We start from the raw sequence: 18,258 nt of genomic DNA, 5'->3' as shown, positions 1-18,258 counted from the left end.
GGCGGTCCCCCCGTATGTGCGGAAAGGGCAGCTTTACGGTGGCTGTGTGGAGGAGCGGTGCTGCTACTGGTTCCGTTCCGAGCCGCGATTGATCCGCCGCGCCAGATCGACAACGGCGCCGCCTCCCAGGACGATCGATCCTGCGACCGCGGCAAGCATGAGGTAGAGCCACACAACGCTGCCCACGGCGTTCTCCGGGACGCTGAGCATCTCGAACCACTCCAACGACCCGCCGATCCAGAAAGCTGCCACTGCGATCAGCACTATCACTGCAGGTGCACAATCCCAACGCAGAATCCCGCTTGCCTTTGTCTTGACTGTCTCCTCGAGTTGCTGCGTTCCCATGAGTCCAGTATTGAACAGCTAGCTGAGCATTCCGTGTCGTGTCGTCGTGTCGTTAGCTAATCGGGACAGGTCCGTTACCCGGCGTTAATCAATACGTCGGTCGTTACCTCGGAAGAGGGGTCAGGCAGGCATTCCTGAGAGGAAACTGCGTTTGCCAAGACGCTCCTCAAGCTCACTGAACCACGTAGATGCCATGTCCCGGTAGGGCGGCCTGAACGCATAAACGCAGGCCAGCCGAAGAGCTGTCGCTGCAGCATAGGCCTCAAATCGCGGGAAAGGTACCGCCAGGACCTCGGCCACTTCGTGGATATAGTGACCGCCAACGGTCGCGGTGCCAGCAGGCAACAGTCCCTGGGCCTCCCGGAAATTCAGGTGAATCGCCAGGTTAGCCAGGTCGAGCGCGGGCTCAGCGAGGGCAAGTGTGTCGCAGTCAATGATTCCCACCGACCGGGTCCCCGGGTCTACTAGAACCTGTTTGTCGTGCAGGTCACGGTGCGCAAGTCCGGCGGGCGAGGAACTATTGAGCAGGGACGTGCCGACCGACGCCGATACGCGGCGAAGTCGGTCCTCCGATACACCGAGAGCATCGAACTCGACTGCCAGTCCAACCCACCGTTCGAGGGTACGAACTTCATCCTGCGCTGAATGAATCCGTGCGGCCATGGAAGGTTCGTTGCTGATAGACGTGCCGACGAAAGCGGGCCATCGTTCTGCCCAGAGTGCCCAGGCACGGCTCCACGCGTCCAGCGGCCTGGAGCCATGGTCGGAGCCGACACCGGAAGCCGACCAAGTGCCGGCGTCCAGACCTCTACCCAGATCGTGCAGGCTCACTCCGGGTACGGCAGATAACGTGATGCTGTGCTCACTGGCAGCTACCACATCGGGCGCAACAACTCCGGATCCAGCCAGCCCGGCAGCAGCCGCCAGATGTGCGTCTCTGACAGCGGCGGCCTTCCCACCCGCAAGAAACTTCGTGTACCGCCCGTCGGCACGCACGACGGCGCGTCGCTTCAAACGGTGCACCAGCAGTTCTCCTGAAGGATCGGCATCCAACCCGGGCAGTGCGCGATCGTCGCGAAACGGCACCAGGGACGCGCAGCCCTCGGCATCGATGCGGCCGGCACGGATCCGACCAGTTCGCGGTTCCCGGCCTTCGATGACCAGACTCCCGTCACTGCGGGGCCAGACGCGGTGGATACGAACCGGCGGACCGCCGTCGTTCGGCAACTCAACCGGTATGTGCATCACCACAAAACCTCTTCAATCATCGTGAGACGGCGGTCGACCTGCTGCCGCCAATCCGGTGCACAGGCGCGGAATGGTTCGCGAAGCCGGTTCAGCAGGTGAAAGGCGGTCCACGCCACTGTCTCGGAGTCATGTACGGTGGCACGCCCGGTGCCGTACCCATTGAGCAGGGCAGCCGTTCGCGGCAGCCCGAGGACGTTGCGGCCGTCGGCCATGGGGGATTCCAGCGCCTCGGCGGCGGCGAAGCTACCCAGGTCGGACGCTGCGGCACCGTAAGTGCTCCACTCGAAGTCGATCAACCGTACCTGCCTGCCGTCCACGAGCACCTGGTCGGCCGAGAAATCTCCGTGGATTACCGCAGCCCTGCCCGGCTGGCGCAGCAGAGCCTCCAGCTCCGCGGACACTCGCTCCAGGCGACCCCCGTTTTCCGGTATCAGCTCGGCATTCTCACGGATGAGTGAACGAAGCCGTCCTGCAGGTGCCCGCCACGCGTGCGTCTTGTGGATCGGTGCTTGATCGTGCAGTAGGGCCAGCGCTTTACCCGCGGACCGGGCAGGCAGTTCCGCAACCTGAAGCGGGACGGTGCTGAGGTCTCCGGAGCCGTACCACGGCAGGTACTCAAGATGCTTGGAGGTAGGTAGGCCCGGCGGCAACAGTGCCGAGTCGAGAGGAAGGACGACGGGCACCCCGCCATCCGCCAGTTCAGAGAGCATTCCGTGGGTAATAGAGTGTCCGCCCGCACTCGCCCTTCCTATGAGACGCGGGGTGCCAGCGGCATCCACGCTGAACACCAGGCGCCGGAACGGGTTGTACTTGAGCACTCCGAGGCCCGGCGACGGCACCTCCAGGCCAGCCCGCCTGAACCCACGAAGCACCGGGTACAAGCGCGGATCCAGCGCGATCGGCCCGCTTGCCAATATTCCGTCATCAAGTGCGAAGCGCTCCCACGCCACATCCTGGGTGAGCGCGCGCCGGAAGGTTTTCTCCAGCTTCACCGACGAATCGGTGCTGTACATCGCCAGCCAGCGGACGCCGCCGTCGTCATCGTGGAGACGCGCGACCGCCGACCTGCCGCGCTTCCAACGCAGGTGAGCGGCACGTACCGGACGTTTGAACAGGGAGCTCAGCGCGTCCGGATCGAAGAGCAACTCGAGTGATCGGAGGTGGGAGTCAAGCGGAGTGCGCAGGCTGCTCATGGCACGCTCCCAGCCGGCACCGTTGCGGTCGTACGGTTCTGTGCGGAAGCGCGTTGCTCCTCGACCCAGCGTGCAAACAGCGGGTAACGCAGCAGCTCCTCCGGTGATCCGTCCAGCAGCACCCGCCCGTCCTGAAGCCAGAGCACGCGGTCGCTCTGCAACGCCACGGAAGCCTCATGGGTCACCGCTACGGTGGTTCGTCCCGCGCTGAGCGTCGTGAGGGCGCCGAGAACCTCGGTCCGCGCGTCATGGTCCAGCCCTGTCGTCACTTCATCGAGGAGCACCACCGGTGCATCGCGCAGGATGGCGCGGGCAATCGCGATACGTTGCCGCTGCCCCCCGGAGAGAGTCCCGCCGCGCTCGCCGACAGTCGTGTCGTAACCCTTGGGAAAGCTGGTGATGAAACCATGGGCCTGCGCCAGGTGCGCTGCCCGCTCAACCTCGCCGTCCGTCGCTGACAGGCGCCCGAAACGGATGTTCTCGCGGATACTGCCGGTAAACAGGACCGCCTCCTGCAGGACGAGGCTGACGTTCGATCGGAGGGAAGCGAGTGTGATGTCGGTGAGGTTCACGCCGTCGAGGCGCACTGAACCGCGCTCCGGATCCATAGTGCGCACCAGGAGGGACAGCAGTGTGGACTTACCGGATCCGGACGGTCCCACGATGGCCGTGGTGCGGCCCTCCTGCAGGCATAGGGTGAGATCGGACAGGACCACCCGCCCCTCATAGGATGCCGAGACGTGGCGGAACTCGAGCTCGCCCCACACCTTGCCCAGCGGAAGGGCCGTAGGGGAGTCGGTGATGTCCACCGCCTCGTCGAGCAGTTCGGCCACGCGCTCGCCGGACGCCGTGGCGCGCGCGATCCGGCCGGTGTACTTCGCGAGGTCCCGTAACGGCTTCATGGCAGTCTTCAAATACATCAGGAAGAGCACCAGGTCACCCGGCGTCATGGCTCCCTGAACCACCCGCCACCCGCCCCCGGCAAGGACGACGGCGGTCGCGACGCCCACAATCACATCCGTCCTTCGCTCCAGGGCGGCTGCGAGGCGGCGGGACCTCACGCCGTCCTTGAGAGTTTTCTGGTTGCTGCTGCCGAACCGGTCGGACAGCGCCCGTTCCAGGCCGTACGTCTGTACAACCCGGATGGCGCCCAGGCTCTCCTGGGCGGTGTTCGCGAGGGAACCTTCACCCTTGCGGGTAAGCCGTGCAGCCACAGTGATCTTGTCCGTGCTGATTCGTGAAAGGAGCAGGAATCCCGCGCATGCGGCGATGACCACCAGTGCCAGCAGCGGATCGAGCCAGAACATTACTCCGGCCATCGCAACCAGGGTGATGCAGTTGGCCAATAGCGGCATACCGGCCGTGACGGCGACCTCCTGGAGCCTGCCGACGTCGCCGACCAATCGCTGGACCGTGTCGCCGGTGCGATTGACCGAGTGGAACCGCGCGGAGAGGGACTGGACGTGATCGAACACCTTAGCTCGCAGTTTGGTAGCAACCCGCGATCCGACCAGAGCGAAAGCGAGTGTAGCGAAGAAGTTGCAGACCGCGCGCATACCGGTGAAAAAGACGAGGGCGGCGCCGCAGGCCAGGAGCAGCAGGGGAGTCGCCTCCGGTCCGGTGCCTGCAAAATCAGCGCCCAGGCTCCGGGTGACCGCGTCCACCACAAATTTCACCGGCCACGGTTCGAGGACCCGGAACGCGACCTCACACAGCAGCACCAGGACACCGCCGGCCATGAGCAGTCCCTGACCAGACAAATGCGGCCTGAGGATCTGCAGCGTACGACGAAGGGCTGATTTCTCGGGTATGACGACCGCCTTAGTCATGCCGGCACCTCCTCGGTGATGCGGTTCAGGACGGTGTCCCAGCTGTGACGATCAGTCGCCGCTGCCCGTGCGGCGGAGGACATCGCCGCCCGGGCAAGCGGAGCCGAGGCCAGCCCATCAATGGCTTCAGCCAGCGCGGACGGATCGGACGGTTCGACCAGAAGTCCGGTGACGCCGTCGTCAATGATGTAGGGCACCTGCCCCACCCGGGAGGCGACAACGGGCAACCCGGCGGCACAGTATTCGTAGATTTTCAGCGGGGAGAAGTACTGGTCGCCGTGGCTCGCGCGTGGGTACGGGGCAGCCGCGATCGAACATCCGGCGAGGGCCTCCGGAACGTGCTCCGGTGCGATTGCGCCGGTGAACTCAACGTCGGCCCCCACACTCTCGGCCAGGCCGCGCAACTCCGCCCCCTGTGGGCCGTCCCCGACTATGCGGAGCGTCCACTCGCGCGATCCCGCAGCCTGCGCTTCTATCAGCGTTTCCACCCCGTGCCAGGGCTTCAGGGTTCCGACGAATGCAACGACCGGCATGCCGGGCGCTTCAGACGAGGGGCGGATGCGGTGGACGTTGACGCCGTTGGCAACTGTGCGGATCCGCTCATGGTGCTCCGGGTCAACGCGATTCCGGACCCAGTCGGCCACCGGATCGGAGACACAAACAGTTCGGGTCGCGGCGCCGACCTGTTCCCGCAAAGCCGCGTACGCCGCGGTTTCATCAATCAGGCTCCGGTGGGTCCGCTGTTCCTCGATCAGCGGCGCGTTGACCTCGAGGAAGCCAGGAACCCGCAGTTGACCCGTAACGCGCGCAAGCGTGTCGCTGAACAGCGAGTAGCGCTCGTAGACGGCATCCGCGCCGTCGTCCAGAATCCGCTGGGCGAGTTCAGCGGCAGCGGCAGCCTGTGAGTTCTCACGAGCCGCCCCTTTCCCGGTCACCGGTACGACGACGACGGCGAGGTCCGCCAGATCAGCCGGGACGTCGCTGCCGGGCCGCGTGCAGTACACCGTCACCTCCGCGCCGCGGTTCCGCCAGGCCCGGACAATTTCCTGAACGTGGACGGACGCACCCTTGGCGCCGAACACCGGCACACCCGGGTCGATGCACACATAAGCGATGCGCTTCATCGGACCACCGCCTCGAGTTCGGGGGAAGTGAAGGACGACGACGATACGGACGACGGGTGCTCTGCGCGGACAGGAGTCTCCGCCTCCGCCGCTGCCGTCCCGCACAAACGCTGCAGTTGTGCGGACTGTGAGCGGGAATCAAAGCAGCGTTCAATCAATGACCGGGCAGCCAGAGCAGTTGCCGTCCGGTCGAACGAGTCGGACGCCGCCGTCCGCAGCGCCAGAATCAGGTCCTCGACGTTACCGGCGCGGACAAGCAGACCGGTGGCGGCGCCGTCCATTCCGCCGAGGACCTCCGGAATCCCGGTGACGTCCGACCCGATGCAGACCACACCCATCGCCATTGCCTCAAGCAGCACCGTCGGCAGTCCGTCGGCGTTGCCGTCTGCACCGATGATGCAGGGAGCGGCGAATACATCGGCCCACCTCAGGAGTTCGATGACTTCGCTCTGCGTGCGGGGGCCGAGGAGGTGTATTTGATCGCTCAAGCCGAGGAGCCTGACGCGGTCGGCCAGGCTATCAGCCAACTCCCCACCTCCTGCTATGCGCACGTCTACCTGGACGCCGGAGCGCACGAGCGCCGAAACAGCGTCAATCAGGAGCGAGAAGCCTTTCTTTTCCACGAGCCGTCCAACTGCGGCGATCCGGAAGGGCGTGTGGATGGGAGCGGGTTCCCTGAAAGGGAAGCGGCTGAGCTCCAGCCCGTTGTAGACGCGGTGGAGCCGGCCCGATGCGGCCTGCGCAAGGGTTGAGAGGTACCGGTAGTTGAAGTTGCTCACGGTGACCGTGTGGTGCGCCGCCTGTATGAGGCGGATGAGTTCAGCCTGGTCAACCTGCTCGTGGTAGATGTCCTTGGCATGGGCAGTGAAGGAGAACGGAACGCCCGTGAGCGCGGAGGCAATGCGGGCGGTGCGTGCTGCGATCGATCCGAAATGGGCGTGGAGATGGGTAATTCCCCGCTCAGTTACCCGGGTTGCCAGTTCGACGCCCTGGTGCACCTCAGATGCCTCGCATTCAGCGAGATCGGGCAGGAGAGCGGCGAAGCGCTGGGCGAAGTTGGGGATCACGTTGTGGGCGGCGGCAATGATGGGCCAGCCCTCGGACAATTTCTGCGGGCGGGCCACGTAGGTAACGGGTGCCTGGACACGGGCCAGCTCGGGGTGGAAGCGGGGGTCAACGGGCGGGCGAAGCGAGAAGATCTCGAGGTCCTCGCCGGCTGCTTCACGGGCGAGGATTTCCGTGACAATGAAAGTTTCCGAAAAGCGTGGGTAGATTTTCAGGACGTAACCGACGCGCCCCTCGTTAGACAGCTGCATGACGGGTCCAATCCGTGCGTCGTTGGGAGCTGTTGTCCGGCTGGGCCAGGAGCTCGGATGCATACTCGTAGGTTGTTGCGAGTCCATCGAGGTTGACTCCATCGCGGGCAACCTCCTGCCCGCCCACTTGCGCCCACCAGGTGGAAAGTGTGTCCGGGGTGAACTCGTCGGGGTGGCAGAAATCGAGCAACCGGTGCCGAGCCAGGCCGCGTGCGCGAATCAGCTGCTCCCGGCGCGGGTGGACCCGCGGCACAATCAGGGCAGGGGTGGTGGTGCTCATGATTTCGCACACGGTGTTGTACCCGCCCATGGCGACGACAGCCGCCGCCGACTGTATCTCTGCAAGGGCGTCCCGCACGGATCCGACGACATGCGTGCCGGGGCCGGCCGCCGCCTCAACCTGTGCACGGTCGCCTTTCGGCATCTGGGGACCGGTGACAATGAGGTGCTCGAGCCCCTCCGGGAGCCTGGCGCGGGCGGCGGTCAGGGTTACGTCAAGACCGTCGGATCCGCCGCCGGCCATCGTGACGACGAAGGGGACCCCGGTGGCGCCGGTACGACGCCGGACCGGACGGCCGAGGGAAAGGTATCCGGTGTGCCGCACGAGGTGGGCGAGGCTGCCTGGAATTTCGCCGGAGCGCACCGGATCGTGGACTAACGGATCCCCGTACACCCAAAACTCATCGAACGTCCGGTCCACACGGTCCAGATCCAGTGCGGTCCATTCACGACGTGCAGCCGAGGGTTGGTCGAGAACTTCGCGCAAGCCGAGCACTACCCGGCACGACGGATGCTCGCGCCGCAGCTGCTCCAGCCCGTTCGCCAGTTCATGCTCCACTCCAAACGGGTGCCGGTCTACAACCACAAGGTGAGGACGGAAGTCGTGGAACACTGCAGCGATCAGGGATGACCGAAGTTTGATGATGTCCTTCTGCTGAACACTCAGGTGCCGGGCTTCATAGCCTCCCGTGCCCTTCGCGATACCCGGCACCACCACCCAGTCCCACCCCTCGGGGATTTCGAAGCGGGTGGCTGCGGCGACTCCCGTGACCAGCACTCCGCTCACCGTCCGGCCTGCCCGCCTGAAGCTGCCGGTGAGAGCATGCGCCAGCGCGAGGTTGCGGCGGGTATGTCCCAACCCCTGGGAATCGTGCGAGTACAGGACCACGCGAAGCGTCCCGCGTTTCTGCGCTCCGGCCGTCGTGGACCTGCTGTCCTTCACCGTCATGGCTTGCATCCAACTTTCCCCGCAGCCAACTGGAACCGCAGGTTTCCCATTTAGCCAGCCGGCTATGAGACGTCGGTGAGCTATTCATGAGAGAGCTCTCATATGAAGTGGTGTGTGGAGCGGAAGTTAGTGGGTGCACGTAGGAGTGCCCGTCCCCTGCAGCCACAGATGCAGGGGACGGGCACTATTCATGCCGGAGCGGCGCTACCGTGGCTGGTAGGAAAGGCAGTCAGCCAGATCAGAACCGGACCCGATCTTCACGTCGTGCTTGTTGCACATGAGATGGCTGTTGTGAACGCACTCGTTGCGTTGGCAGGCACCCACATGCGCAAGGACCATCGGCAGGCCGCCGGTCTCCGAGGTATCGATGAAGGTTGCGCAGGAAGCGTGCTCGGGACTGCCGCTGACTGTGATGGCATACGCGGTGCAGCCGTCGTGGTTGAAGGCGCAGGTGTGAACGGTGCAATCGGATACTTCAGTGACTTCCGTTGTCATGATTCCTCCATCAACGGTGATCGGAAAATTGTCCGTGCAGTAGTTCAACGGTACTGCGGGTTATGGCCCGTGACACGGGTTCTTTAGCGCATGAAAACTGCGCGTAAATCAGCGCTTTCTACCGGCGAAATCCGTGTAGTCGGCGCCGGTCAGGAGTGCGGCCGGATGCGGTCCCGCAGCCGCAAGGGGCGCCGTCCACGCCGGGTTCCACCATGTTGACGCCGCCAGCACGATGTTTCCCGCGTGCTGCCCGGTGAACATGGCGGTCTCGCCCAGCGCCGCGACGTCGTACCCGGTCTCCAGCAGCAGGCGCGCCTGTTCGCGGGCGAAGGTCAGCGGAGGATCATCGCCTACGTTCACAAGCACAACGCCGCCGGGTGCGGCAGCCCTGGTGAGCAGGCGGTAAACCTCCGGCGTGGCCAATTCGGTGGCCCCGTCGGCACCGGAGAACACATCGAGAACGACGGCGTCAAACGCACCTTCAGTGCAGGCGGCGAGTGTGTCGCTCGCGTCTTCTACCAGTAGCTCGCAGTCGGTACCCGGTGGTAGCGGCAGGTGCTCCACCACGAAAGCAAGCAGTTCCCGCTCGCGCTCGACGGCAACCTGGCGGGATCCGGGACGGGTGGCCTGTACGTAACGGGCCAGGGTCAGTGCACCTGCTCCGAGGTGCAGGACGCGTATCGGCTCCCCGGCTGGCTTGAACACGTCAAGGACGTTCGCGATCCGGCGGAGGTACTCATAGAAAACGTTGTGTGGATCGGCGAGGTCGACGTGCGACTGCTGCGCACCGCCGATGCTCAGGATGAAGGCGCCGTCGTTATAGGCATCCATGTCAATTTCAGCATGCGCACCTGCCGCGCGGAGGTAGCGGGACGGCACGCTCACAGCCGCTCCCGGAGCGAGGACAGGCGGTGTACCGCGTCGGCGAGCACTTCCTCCTTCTTGCAGAACGCGAAGCGCAGGAGTGAGCGGGTGCGCCGTGCTCCTGCCTCATGACAGAACACCGGAACGGGGATTGCCGCCACACCAACCAGTTCCGGCATGCGCCTGGCCAGGGCGACGGCATCGGTGACGCCGAGCGGAGCTGCATCGACGACGGTGAAGTAAGTCGCCTGCGGGGTGAAGACGTCAAAGCCGGCGGCACTGAGGCCTTCCCCCAGGAGGTCCCGCCTGTACCGGAGGGAGTCGGCGATCGAGCGGTAGAAGGAGTCCTCCAGGCCCAACCCGAGCGCCACAGCGCCCTGAAACGGAGTGCCGGAACTGTAGCTGAGGAAGGATTTCACGCTGCGGACTGAATCCACCAGGTCAGCAGGCCCGGTCAACCAACCAATTTTCCAGCCGGTCACCGAAAACGTCTTTCCTGCTGAGGAGATCGTGACTGTGCGCTCCCATGCGCCGGGCAGAGTGGCTACCGGGATATGTGTCGCTGCGAACGTCAGATGCTCGTACACCTCGTCGGTGACAATGATGGCGCCGAAGCGCTCGGCCAGTTCAACGACGCGGACAAGCGTTTCCCGGGTGAACACGGTGCCCATGGGATTATGCGGGTTATTCACCACGATCACCCGGGTACGCTCGCTCATGGCGGCTTCAAGGGCTTCCAGATCCGGTTGGTACGCCGGCGCGACCAGCGGCGCAGTGGTGTGCCGGGCTCCGCTGAGGCCGATGATGGCACCGTAGGAGTCATAGAACGGCTCGAACGTCAGCACCTCGTCCCCCGGTCCGGCGAAGGCGAGGATTGACGCGGCTATCGCCTCAGTGGCGCCGGTGGACACAACAACTTCCCGTTCGGCGTCAAGGGGCAGTCCGTAGAAGCGCTGCTGGTGAGCTGCAATCGCCTCCCGGAGCACGGGGAGCCCACGCCCGGGGGCGTACTGGTTCATACCGGAGGCGATGTTCTCGCGGGCGGCATTCAGGAGGAGTTCAGGCCCGTCCTCGTCCGGGTAGCCCTGGCCCAGGTTGATCGCATTGTGCTGCCCGGCGAGCGCCGTTATCTCTTCAAAAATAACGGTTCCGAGGCTGCCGTCGGGGGAGAGAAGGTTTGCACCCCGGGCGGTTCGCTGCCAACCGGAGAGTGGTCTTGCCGCGGCGGATTGGTTCGATTCCATGTCATCCAGTATCCCGAACCCGCGATTCCGGTTGGGACACGACTGAAAACCCTCCTCTCACGCGGTAGATTCGTTGTATGCGTCGAGCCGTCTGCCCTGGATCCTTTGACCCCATCCACAATGGGCATCTCGAGGTTATTGCCCGTGCCGCCAGCCTTTTCGACGAAGTGATCGTCGCAGTCTCCACCAACTACGCCAAGAAGTACCGGTTCGAGCTCGAGGACCGGCTGGAGATTGCCCGCGAAACTCTCACATTCCTCCGCGGCGTTTCTGTGCTGCACATGGGCGACGGACTCCTGGCGGATTTCTGCCGGAAGCAGGGTGCAAACCTGATCGTCAAGGGCGTGCGGTCAAGCGCGGACTTCGAGTACGAGCTGCCGATGGCTGCAATGAACCGCCAGTTGGCCGGAGTTGAGACCGTGTTCATACCGGCGGAGGCAAGCTACTCGCACCTCTCGTCGACGCTTTTGAAGGAGGTCGCGGGCCTGGGCGGTGACATTTCGCCCTTTGTTCCCAAGGCTGTGCTCAAGCGGCTGAACGAAGATGCCCACTGAATTGCCTACGCTTCAGTAGAATCAGGAATACCAGTGCCGGGCGGACAAAAGAGGACACAGTGGGCAAGAGCCGAATCAAGCCTCAGGACACGTTTCCTGACAACCTGAATCAGCTTGAGGATAACCAGGTAGAGGTCCTCAACAGCAAGGTGCATCGTCAGCTTGAGGTCGAGTACGTCGAGGAAGGCACCCCGGACCCGGAGACGGAACACCGGCAGGAGGAGCTGAACGAGGAACTTGATGACAGGGACCTCCTGTCGGAGGTTTCTACCGAGCACACCGGGCCGGCGTCTTCAAACCACGACGCCGGTGCGCCGCAGGTTGCTGGTTCGCCCGAAGATGCTGTCGATCGGAAAGCCGACAGCCGCTGAGGGCTCAGCGCAGATAGATCTCAACTTCGGCGGACTTCACGCTGAAGTACACCTCTGCCCCCGGCAGCAGGTCGAGTTCCGCTGCAGACGCCGTGGTGATCTCCGCGCTCAGATGATCGGCCCGCACAGTGGTGCGTCCGCCGTGCTGCTCGAGGTCGGTGATGGTCACGGCCAGCACGTTCCGCGGACTACCTGTCGGTCGGAGCCGGTGGACCGCCACGGCGCGCGGGCTGAAGACGGCAGCAGCCTCCTCGCCCGCCGGAAGATCCCGATCCCGCAGCGCCGCCAGCTGTACGCCTCCCGGCGTAAGGAGACCATCGCGCGTTGTCGTGCCGGTCATGAGGTTCACCCCGGCGAGTCCTGCAGCGAAGCTGCTGCGCGGCCGTTCGAGGACCAGCCGGGTGGGTCCGTCCTCAACGATCCGCCCGCCGTCGACAATCACAACGCGGTCGGCCAGCAGCAGAGCGTCGACGATGTCATGGGTGACGATGATCGCGCTTCGCCCCTCGAGTACCCGTCGGAGCATCCTGCGCACCATTGGTGCCACCGAAATGTCCAGTGCAGCCAATGGCTCGTCCAACAGCAGAAGCGCAGGCTCAGCGGCCAACGCCCGTGCAACGGCCACCCGTTGCGCCTGTCCGCCGGAAAGGCTCACCGGCCGGCGGTGTGCAAGATCGGCTGCATCCACTTCTCGAAGCCAGCGGTGGGCTTCTTTGCGGGCTGCGCTCCGCGGCACGCCGGCGCACCGGGGGCCAAAGGCAACGTTCTCCAGAACCGAAAGGTGCGGGAAAAGCAGCGCATCCTGCGCCAACAGGGCGATACCGCGGGTATGCGGCGCAAGCCACTCGCCGTCGTCGTACAGGGTTTTTCCATCCAGGGTGGCCGAGCCACAGTCCGGGCGAAGCAGGCCGGCCAGCACGCTGAGCAGCGTGGATTTCCCAGCGCCATTAGGCCCCATCAGCGCTACCGTCTCTCCGGTGGCGAGGGAGAACCGGACGTCGAAATCCCGGGCTGGAACGTGCGCGGTGAAATCCAGGCTCATGGTGCATTGCCCTCATGAATCCGGTGCGCCACGGCGACCACCAGCACCGCAACCGCGACGAGCACGAGGGACAACGCCACCGCGGCGTCCGGGTCAGTCTCCCGCTGCAGATAGATTTCGAGCGGCAGCGTCCGGGTGACGCCCTGCAGGCTTCCGGCGAACGTCAGCGTCGCCCCGAACTCGCCGAGGGCGCGCGCGAAGGACAGCACGGCACCGGAAACGATCCCGGGCCCCACGAGGGGGAGGCTTACCCGCCGCAGCACCGTGGTGGGTCCCGCCCCCAGCGTTGCAGCGACGGCCTCGTACCGGGTACCTGCAGTGCGCAGGGCGCCCTCGAGGCTCAGCACGAGGAACGGCAGCGCGACAAAAGTCTGCGCCAGCACGACGGCGGCGGTCGAGAACGCGATGTCCACCCCTAACACCCGCAGCGACTCGCCAAGCAAGCCCTGCCTGCCGAACGTGTAGAGCAGAGCGATACCGCCGACCACAGGCGGCAGCACCAACGGCAGGAGCACGAGCGCCCGGAGGACGCGCTGGCCCCTGAACCGGGTGCGCGCGAGGGCGAACGCCATGGGTACACCGAAAAGGACGCAGAGCAACGTACTTGTTCCTGAGGTCTGGAGGCTCAGGAGCAGCGCGGCGCGTGAGGAGTCGGAGGCTACCAACTCTGCGAACCGGGACCAGTCCACGCGAAGAACGAGTGCGGCGAGCGGCACAATGAGGAACAGGGCACCCGCCGCTGCGACCGCAAGAAGCCAGCGCGGCATTCCGGAATAGACTCCGGTCACTGGTCGGGCTTCCCGAAGCCGTGGGAGGACAGTATCTCCTGGCCGCTCCCTCCAAGGACGAGGTCAATGAAGTCCGAGGCCGAATCCCCGCTGCTTCCAACCGCTGCGATCGGATAGGTATTTACTGCCTGCGCGGCGGCATCGAACGGTACGCCGTCCACGGCGCCGCCCGAGGCGTCAACATCGGTGACATAGACCAGCCCGGCGTCGGCCTGCCCGGAGGAGACCTTGCCAAGGACGTCGGTAACCGAGCCCTCCTCGCTGACGGGCTCAAGCCAGACGCCGCCTACTTCCTGCGCTGCCGCAGCCGCGGCTCCGCAGGGCACCTGCGGAGCGCACAGCACCGTGGCAATACCAGGCTCTGTGAGTGACTCAAGAGATTCGATGCCGAGCGGGTTTCCCGCTGCCACTGCGATGGTCAGCACGTTGGTGGCAAACGTCTTCGACGGCGAGGCCAGCAGGCCCTCGGCAGCTACCTGCTCCATCGTGGCAGTATTCGCCGGGGCGAAGACCTCGGCGGGCGCCCCGGCGATGATCTGCGTCGCCAGGTCCGATGATCCCGCAAGGTTCAGTTGCACGCTCAGCCCTGGATGGACGGCTTCGAATTCAGTGGCGATTTCCTCAAAGGGGGCCTGGAGTGAAGCGGCTGCGTAGACGTTGAGGACGCCATCCGCCGCCGGATCCGTGTTGCTGCAGGAGGCAAGGGCACACACGACGACGACGGCGCTCACCAGCCTGCGCAAGCGGCGCGTCACCTGGGGCCGCCGGCTGATCGGGGTTGAGAGGTGAAATTATCCGCTGATGTCTCAACGATGACGTTAGTTGCTTTGATGACAGCAACAGCAACGGTGCCCGGCTCTATCCCAAGCTCGCGTACCGCTTCGCTGCTCATCAGGGAAACAACCCGGAGCGGTCCGCACTGGAGCTCGACCTGCGACATCACTCTGTCGCTGGTTACCTCTGTCACCAGCCCCACAAAGCGGTTGCGGGCGGACGTTGCAACACCGTGCGGGTCTGCGGGAAGGACAGCGCGATCGCGTGCCAGGCGTGCGAGCTCCAGTCCGTCGACAGAGAGGACACCCGATGAGCGCTTAGCGCCCAGGATTCCATCGTCGATCCAGCGGCGCACGGTATCGGTACTGACGCCCAGAAACTGCGCGGCGTCTCGGATGCGTACTTGAGTCATAACATCCAACCTATCGTGGTATGTGCAACCAAATGACCCGTATCTGAACAGATTTTTCCATCCCGGTCGAGACCATGGCGGAATGGGTTTGGGGCGGGGCTTGGTTTCGGGCTAAGATGGTTCGTCGGTCACATGTTCTACAGGAGTTTTCATCAAAAGCGATCTCAGTTCGCCCCTGGTCTTCAACGTCAGGGATCTTGGGCGCAGCCCGGGGAGCATGCGGACAGTCGAAGAACATGTGCCCGCGCCGAAAGATTTTGGTGTGGCGCTCATCGGCGTTCAGGAAGGCTCCAGCATGGAGTTGGACCTGAGGTTCGAGGCTGTGCACGAGGGGATCCTGGTATCGGGAACCGTTGACGTCGAAGTATCCGGCGAATGCGGTAGGTGCCTGGACCCGCTCAGCTACGGCACCAGTGTCGATGTGCAGGAACTCTTCTACTACGACGCCCCTGAGATGGCGGAGGATGAAGAGGAGGACCTGCAGCGTCAGGTCGAGAATGACACAGTCAATCTCGAACCGGTGCTGCGGGACGCAGTAGTGACATCGCTGCCGTTCCAACCGGTATGCCGGGAGGACTGCCAGGGTTTGTGCGCTGAATGTGGTGCTCGCCTGGAAGATGACCCCGGACACCGGCACGAGGTCCTTGACCCCCGCTGGGCTGCTCTGACAGGGTTGGCCGGTGCGGCCGCCGGCCCTGAGGCAGCGGAACCAGAAGTTAAGACAGAGTCAGACAAGAGAGAAGAGAGTTAGTCGTGGCTGTTCCCAAGCGGAAAATGTCCCGCTCGAATACGCGTGCACGCCGGTCCCAGTGGAAGGCTGTTGCTCCCAAGCTGGTGAAGACGGTGGAGAACGGTCGCGTCACTTACAGCCTTGCCCACCAGGCCAAGGTTGTCACCGATTCCGCCGGCACTGAGTTGTTCCTTGAGTACAAGGGCCGCAAGGTAGCCGACGTCTAAACGCCAAGAGCACCGGTTTACGGTGCTTGAGGCTTCGATCGCGAAAGCGTCGCCGCGTGGAGAGTTCAGAAGATCTTTTGAAGCGTCTCGGTGTCACTATTGACGCCGAGACGCTTCGTCTTGCCCTGACACATCGGTCCTATGCGTATGAACAGGGCGGAATCCCTACCAACGAACGCCTCGAATTCCTCGGCGACTCCGTCCTCGGGCTTTCGGTCACGGACGCTCTCTACCGGGACAATCCTGATCTTTCAGAGGGTGAACTCGCCAAGAGGCGTTCGGCGGTGGTGAGTACCCGCGCCCTCGCGAAGATTGCCCGCGGCCTTGATCTCGGGCAGCACATCCTCCTGGGACAGGGAGAGAAGCTCACCAATGGCTGGGACAAATCCTCAATTCTTGCTGACACCATGGAAGCCATCATCGGCGCCACCTATCTCAGCAACGGCATGGAGACCGCACGGTGCCTCGTCATGCGCATCATCGGTCCGGTGCTCCGGGACGCCGCAGCCCTTGGCGCCGGAACGGACTGGAAGACCAGCATCCAGGAAATCGCCGCGGCACAGCGCATGGGGGTTATCGACTACAAGGTGACGGGCTTCGGGCCTGACCATGACCGCCGGTTCGAGGCCGTCCTGGTGATCGGCGGAGCGACCTACGGTTCGGGTTCCGGGCGCTCCAAGAAGGAGGCCGAGCAAGAGGCTGCCTCTGCCTCGTGGAAGCTCCTTCAGCCTGAGGTAAACCAACTGCCTCTCGCACACGCGGACGCACAGCTCCGCCACTCCACGTGATCTTTGCACCTCGTTATGCCTGAGCTTCCTGAGGTGGAGGTAGTGCGCAGGGGTCTCGCGCGCTGGGTCCGCGGGCGCCGCATCGAGGCGGTCGACGTCCTGGACCCCCGTTCAATCCGCCGCCATGCCCTCGGCATCGAGGATTTCATTGGAAACCTCATCGGAGCCCGCGTCAGCGATGCCGTGCGTCGGGGCAAGTTCCTCTGGCTGCCCCTTACCCTCACCGATGACGACGGCGGCTCCCGGCCTGCGCCGTCACCGGACCTGGCGTCCTCAAAGGAACTCCCGGACGGCAGGCCGCCAGTTGCGCTCATGGCTCATCTTGGAATGAGCGGCCAGTTGCTGGTCGAGGACCGCACCCAGCCGGACGAGAAGCACCTGAAGGTTCGCCTTCGGCTGTCTCCGGCTGCTGGGCCTCAGCCGGTGCCGGAGGAGCTTCGTTTCGTGGACCAGCGGATCTTCGGCGGGCTTTTTGTCACGAGCATGGTGGCAACAGCTGATGGTCTTCCCGGCGGACTGGGGGAGGACCTCGTTCCCCTGGTGCCGGTTGAAGCGACGCACATCGCACGTGACCCGCTGGACCCTGCATTCTCCTTCGAGGATTTCTATCGCAAGCTGCATTCCCGCCGCACGGGGCTCAAACGCGCCTTGCTCGACCAGACGCTCGTCTCGGGAATCGGAAACATCTATGCCGACGAATCATTGTGGGCAGCGAAGCTGCACTACGCCCGCCCCACTGACACCCTTCGGCGTGCAGAAGCCTCGCGACTGGTCGAGTCGTGTAGGGACGTCATGATCCGGGCGCTCGAGGCAGGCGGCACCAGCTTCGATTCGCTTTACGTAAACGTGAACGGCGCGTCCGGATACTTTGAGCGCGCGCTGAACGCCTACGGGCGGGAGCGGAAGCCCTGTCGGCGATGCTTCGAGAATGGTTTGGATTCCCTGATCCGGCGCGACACCTTCATGAACCGGTCCTCATACACGTGCCCCAGGTGCCAGCCACGGCCGCGTAACGGACGCTGGTGAGCGGCTCCGACGTGACAAAAGTAAGTAAGCTGACTAGATTCGATATCTCAGTATCTCAGTACCCGACACGTCAGGAGTATCGCGATGAAGAACAAGTTGGTTTTTGCAGCAGGTATGGCAGCAGGCTACGTTCTGGGCGCCCGGGCCGGTCGTGCAAGCTATGAGCAGATCAAAGTGAAGGCCAACGAGCTCTGGAACAACCCGAAGGTCCAGGACAAGGTTTCCCAGGCATCGGAGACGGTAAAAACGAAGGCTCCGGAGGTTCAGGCGCAGGCAGAGCAGGCCCTGAAAAAGGCGCAGTCAGCCATGCACCGCAATGGCGATCAGGACGGCCCCAAAAGCGCGCAGGACGAGTACAAAATCTAATCCGGCGCGGCTGAACCGGCGTTTCTCGTGATTGAAATGTGACATCCAGCCCGAAAGAATGTAACGTTATGGACACGCCGGGCTCAAAAGCCCGGCTTCCTTCTGGTGGATTGCCTAATCCTGCCGCCGTCGGAAGGTCCGTTCGCTACACACTGCGGCAGGAGCGGGGGAACCAGATAGCGGGCTTCTTCAGAAGTCCTAGGGGTGAAGACTCACCGGTCCAAGACCGGTAGTCCGGGTGGCTCCCATCCGAATCCGACAGCTAACTCCGCCGGCATTGGGAGAGGCTATTTC

General features: G+C 64.1%; 21 protein-coding genes and 1 riboswitch. Of the genes, 7 read left to right on the top strand and 14 right to left on the bottom strand.

All coding sequences use genetic code 11. The features are described from left to right. Window positions 1-63 precede the first annotated feature (63 nt). From AC1MBU_RS11425 to AC1MBU_RS11380, 10 genes are all read right to left on the bottom strand, one after another. Complete coding sequence (locus AC1MBU_RS11425; RefSeq protein WP_277359083.1) at window positions 64-345, bottom strand: hypothetical protein; 282 nt, start codon at window positions 343-345, stop codon at window positions 64-66. Between the two features lie 120 nt (window positions 346-465). Continuing rightward, complete coding sequence (locus AC1MBU_RS11420) at window positions 466-1,590, bottom strand: phosphotransferase (protein ID WP_346028414.1); 1,125 nt, start codon at window positions 1,588-1,590, stop codon at window positions 466-468. Further along, entirely contained in the window at window positions 1,590-2,786 is a 1,197-nt protein-coding gene (locus AC1MBU_RS11415; protein WP_277359084.1) for a phosphotransferase, read from the bottom strand. Before AC1MBU_RS11415 ends, AC1MBU_RS11420 begins: the two co-directional genes overlap by 1 nt. After that, window positions 2,783-4,615 (bottom strand): ABC transporter ATP-binding protein, encoded by a 1,833-nt coding sequence (locus AC1MBU_RS11410; protein ID WP_346028182.1) that lies wholly within the window; start codon window positions 4,613-4,615, stop codon window positions 2,783-2,785. The genes AC1MBU_RS11415 and AC1MBU_RS11410 overlap by 4 nt, the downstream gene beginning before the upstream one ends. Beyond that, window positions 4,612-5,739: a glycosyltransferase family 4 protein gene (locus AC1MBU_RS11405; protein ID WP_479787222.1), complete on the bottom strand. Its 1,128-nt coding sequence runs from the start codon at window positions 5,737-5,739 to the stop codon at window positions 4,612-4,614. The genes AC1MBU_RS11410 and AC1MBU_RS11405 overlap by 4 nt, the downstream gene beginning before the upstream one ends. After that, window positions 5,736-7,055: a glycosyltransferase family 4 protein gene (locus AC1MBU_RS11400; RefSeq protein WP_479787221.1), complete on the bottom strand. Its 1,320-nt coding sequence runs from the start codon at window positions 7,053-7,055 to the stop codon at window positions 5,736-5,738. The genes AC1MBU_RS11405 and AC1MBU_RS11400 overlap by 4 nt, the downstream gene beginning before the upstream one ends. After that, window positions 7,042-8,283: a glycosyltransferase family protein gene (locus AC1MBU_RS11395; RefSeq protein WP_479787220.1), complete on the bottom strand. Its 1,242-nt coding sequence runs from the start codon at window positions 8,281-8,283 to the stop codon at window positions 7,042-7,044. Before AC1MBU_RS11395 ends, AC1MBU_RS11400 begins: the two co-directional genes overlap by 14 nt. Window positions 8,284-8,487: 204 nt before the next feature. Next, window positions 8,488-8,778 carry a DUF1540 domain-containing protein gene (locus AC1MBU_RS11390; protein WP_056548383.1) on the bottom strand — a complete coding sequence of 97 codons (291 nt, stop codon included), beginning with the start codon at window positions 8,776-8,778 and terminating at the stop codon, window positions 8,488-8,490. A 108-nt stretch (window positions 8,779-8,886) separates the two neighbouring features. Next, window positions 8,887-9,663, bottom strand: a complete 777-nt coding sequence (locus tag AC1MBU_RS11385; RefSeq protein WP_346028186.1) for a spermidine synthase — start codon at window positions 9,661-9,663, stop codon at window positions 8,887-8,889. Beyond that, window positions 9,660-10,886: an aminotransferase class I/II-fold pyridoxal phosphate-dependent enzyme gene (locus AC1MBU_RS11380; protein WP_471671783.1), complete on the bottom strand. Its 1,227-nt coding sequence runs from the start codon at window positions 10,884-10,886 to the stop codon at window positions 9,660-9,662. The genes AC1MBU_RS11385 and AC1MBU_RS11380 overlap by 4 nt, the downstream gene beginning before the upstream one ends. Window positions 10,887-10,963: 77 nt before the next feature. On the opposite strand from AC1MBU_RS11380, the gene coaD reads away from it, so the two are divergent. Together coaD and AC1MBU_RS11370 are read left to right on the top strand one after the other, a co-directional pair. After that, window positions 10,964-11,440 carry a pantetheine-phosphate adenylyltransferase gene (coaD, locus tag AC1MBU_RS11375; RefSeq protein ID WP_479787219.1) on the top strand — a complete coding sequence of 159 codons (477 nt, stop codon included), beginning with the start codon at window positions 10,964-10,966 and terminating at the stop codon, window positions 11,438-11,440. Between the two features lie 59 nt (window positions 11,441-11,499). Further along, window positions 11,500-11,811 (top strand): hypothetical protein, encoded by a 312-nt coding sequence (locus tag AC1MBU_RS11370; protein WP_471671782.1) that lies wholly within the window; start codon window positions 11,500-11,502, stop codon window positions 11,809-11,811. A gap of 4 nt (window positions 11,812-11,815) precedes the next feature. On the opposite strand, the gene AC1MBU_RS11365 is transcribed toward AC1MBU_RS11370, so the two are convergent. The 4 genes from AC1MBU_RS11365 to AC1MBU_RS11350 are packed head-to-tail and all read right to left on the bottom strand — an operon-like array spanning window position 11,816 to window position 14,827. Then, window positions 11,816-12,853: a sulfate/molybdate ABC transporter ATP-binding protein gene (locus tag AC1MBU_RS11365; protein WP_479787218.1), complete on the bottom strand. Its 1,038-nt coding sequence runs from the start codon at window positions 12,851-12,853 to the stop codon at window positions 11,816-11,818. Continuing rightward, on the bottom strand, window positions 12,850-13,620 hold the full coding sequence (locus AC1MBU_RS11360; protein WP_479789769.1) for an ABC transporter permease: 771 nt from the start codon (window positions 13,618-13,620) through the stop codon (window positions 12,850-12,852). Before AC1MBU_RS11360 ends, AC1MBU_RS11365 begins: the two co-directional genes overlap by 4 nt. A 17-nt stretch (window positions 13,621-13,637) precedes the next feature. After that, a complete protein-coding gene (modA, locus tag AC1MBU_RS11355; protein WP_479787217.1) occupies window positions 13,638-14,396 on the bottom strand; it encodes a molybdate ABC transporter substrate-binding protein in 759 nt (252 codons plus the stop codon). Next, window positions 14,393-14,827, bottom strand: a complete 435-nt coding sequence (locus tag AC1MBU_RS11350) for a TOBE domain-containing protein (protein WP_471671779.1) — start codon at window positions 14,825-14,827, stop codon at window positions 14,393-14,395. Before AC1MBU_RS11350 ends, modA begins: the two co-directional genes overlap by 4 nt. 217 nt (window positions 14,828-15,044) lie before the next feature. Between AC1MBU_RS11350 and AC1MBU_RS11345 the strand changes: the two genes are divergently transcribed. The 5 genes from AC1MBU_RS11345 to AC1MBU_RS11325 all read left to right on the top strand — a co-directional run bounded on the left by AC1MBU_RS11345 (window position 15,045) and on the right by AC1MBU_RS11325 (window position 17,964). Next, on the top strand, window positions 15,045-15,578 hold the full coding sequence (locus AC1MBU_RS11345; RefSeq protein ID WP_082566049.1) for a YceD family protein: 534 nt from the start codon (window positions 15,045-15,047) through the stop codon (window positions 15,576-15,578). Between the two features lie 2 nt (window positions 15,579-15,580). Next, on the top strand, window positions 15,581-15,784 hold the full coding sequence (gene rpmF, locus AC1MBU_RS11340; protein ID WP_056548281.1) for a 50S ribosomal protein L32: 204 nt from the start codon (window positions 15,581-15,583) through the stop codon (window positions 15,782-15,784). 56 nt (window positions 15,785-15,840) lie between these two features. Beyond that, the gene (gene rnc, locus AC1MBU_RS11335) at window positions 15,841-16,572 is read left to right on the top strand and encodes a ribonuclease III (protein WP_056548283.1); all 732 of its coding nucleotides are present in this window, start codon (window positions 15,841-15,843) and stop codon (window positions 16,570-16,572) included. Between the two features lie 15 nt (window positions 16,573-16,587). Further along, a complete protein-coding gene (gene mutM / locus AC1MBU_RS11330) occupies window positions 16,588-17,598 on the top strand; it encodes a bifunctional DNA-formamidopyrimidine glycosylase/DNA-(apurinic or apyrimidinic site) lyase (protein ID WP_346028190.1) in 1,011 nt (336 codons plus the stop codon). A gap of 84 nt (window positions 17,599-17,682) precedes the next feature. Continuing rightward, window positions 17,683-17,964 (top strand): hypothetical protein, encoded by a 282-nt coding sequence (locus tag AC1MBU_RS11325; RefSeq protein ID WP_056548287.1) that lies wholly within the window; start codon window positions 17,683-17,685, stop codon window positions 17,962-17,964. Between the two features lie 111 nt (window positions 17,965-18,075). Beyond that, window positions 18,076-18,255: riboswitch (cyclic di-AMP (ydaO/yuaA leader) on the top strand. Window positions 18,256-18,258 lie beyond the last annotated feature (3 nt).

Source organism: Arthrobacter sp. PTI12 (genome assembly GCF_056679915.1).
This window is presented reverse-complemented; position numbering and strand designations above follow the sequence as displayed.

Bases quoted from the DNA above. Each gene is read 5' to 3' on its own strand.
- AC1MBU_RS11425 (WP_277359083.1), bottom strand. From the start codon at position 345: ATGGGAACGCAGCAACTCGAGGAGACAGTCAAGACAAAGGCAAGCGGG.
- AC1MBU_RS11420 (WP_346028414.1), bottom strand. From the start codon at position 1,590: ATGCACATACCGGTTGAGTTGCCGAACGACGGCGGTCCGCCGGTTCGT.
- AC1MBU_RS11415 (WP_277359084.1), bottom strand. From the start codon at position 2,786: ATGAGCAGCCTGCGCACTCCGCTTGACTCCCACCTCCGATCACTCGAG.
- AC1MBU_RS11410 (WP_346028182.1), bottom strand. From the start codon at position 4,615: ATGACTAAGGCGGTCGTCATACCCGAGAAATCAGCCCTTCGTCGTACG.
- AC1MBU_RS11405 (WP_479787222.1), bottom strand. From the start codon at position 5,739: ATGAAGCGCATCGCTTATGTGTGCATCGACCCGGGTGTGCCGGTGTTC.
- AC1MBU_RS11400 (WP_479787221.1), bottom strand. From the start codon at position 7,055: ATGCAGCTGTCTAACGAGGGGCGCGTCGGTTACGTCCTGAAAATCTAC.
- AC1MBU_RS11395 (WP_479787220.1), bottom strand. From the start codon at position 8,283: ATGACGGTGAAGGACAGCAGGTCCACGACGGCCGGAGCGCAGAAACGC.
- AC1MBU_RS11390 (WP_056548383.1), bottom strand. From the start codon at position 8,778: ATGACAACGGAAGTCACTGAAGTATCCGATTGCACCGTTCACACCTGC.
- AC1MBU_RS11380 (WP_471671783.1), bottom strand. From the start codon at position 10,886: ATGGAATCGAACCAATCCGCCGCGGCAAGACCACTCTCCGGTTGGCAG.
- coaD (WP_479787219.1), top strand. From the start codon at position 10,964: ATGCGTCGAGCCGTCTGCCCTGGATCCTTTGACCCCATCCACAATGGG.
- AC1MBU_RS11365 (WP_479787218.1), bottom strand. From the start codon at position 12,853: ATGAGCCTGGATTTCACCGCGCACGTTCCAGCCCGGGATTTCGACGTC.
- AC1MBU_RS11360 (WP_479789769.1), bottom strand. From the start codon at position 13,620: ATGCCGCGCTGGCTTCTTGCGGTCGCAGCGGCGGGTGCCCTGTTCCTC.
- AC1MBU_RS11350 (WP_471671779.1), bottom strand. From the start codon at position 14,827: ATGACTCAAGTACGCATCCGAGACGCCGCGCAGTTTCTGGGCGTCAGT.
- AC1MBU_RS11345 (WP_082566049.1), top strand. From the start codon at position 15,045: ATGCGGACAGTCGAAGAACATGTGCCCGCGCCGAAAGATTTTGGTGTG.
- mutM (WP_346028190.1), top strand. From the start codon at position 16,588: ATGCCTGAGCTTCCTGAGGTGGAGGTAGTGCGCAGGGGTCTCGCGCGC.
- AC1MBU_RS11325 (WP_056548287.1), top strand. From the start codon at position 17,683: ATGAAGAACAAGTTGGTTTTTGCAGCAGGTATGGCAGCAGGCTACGTT.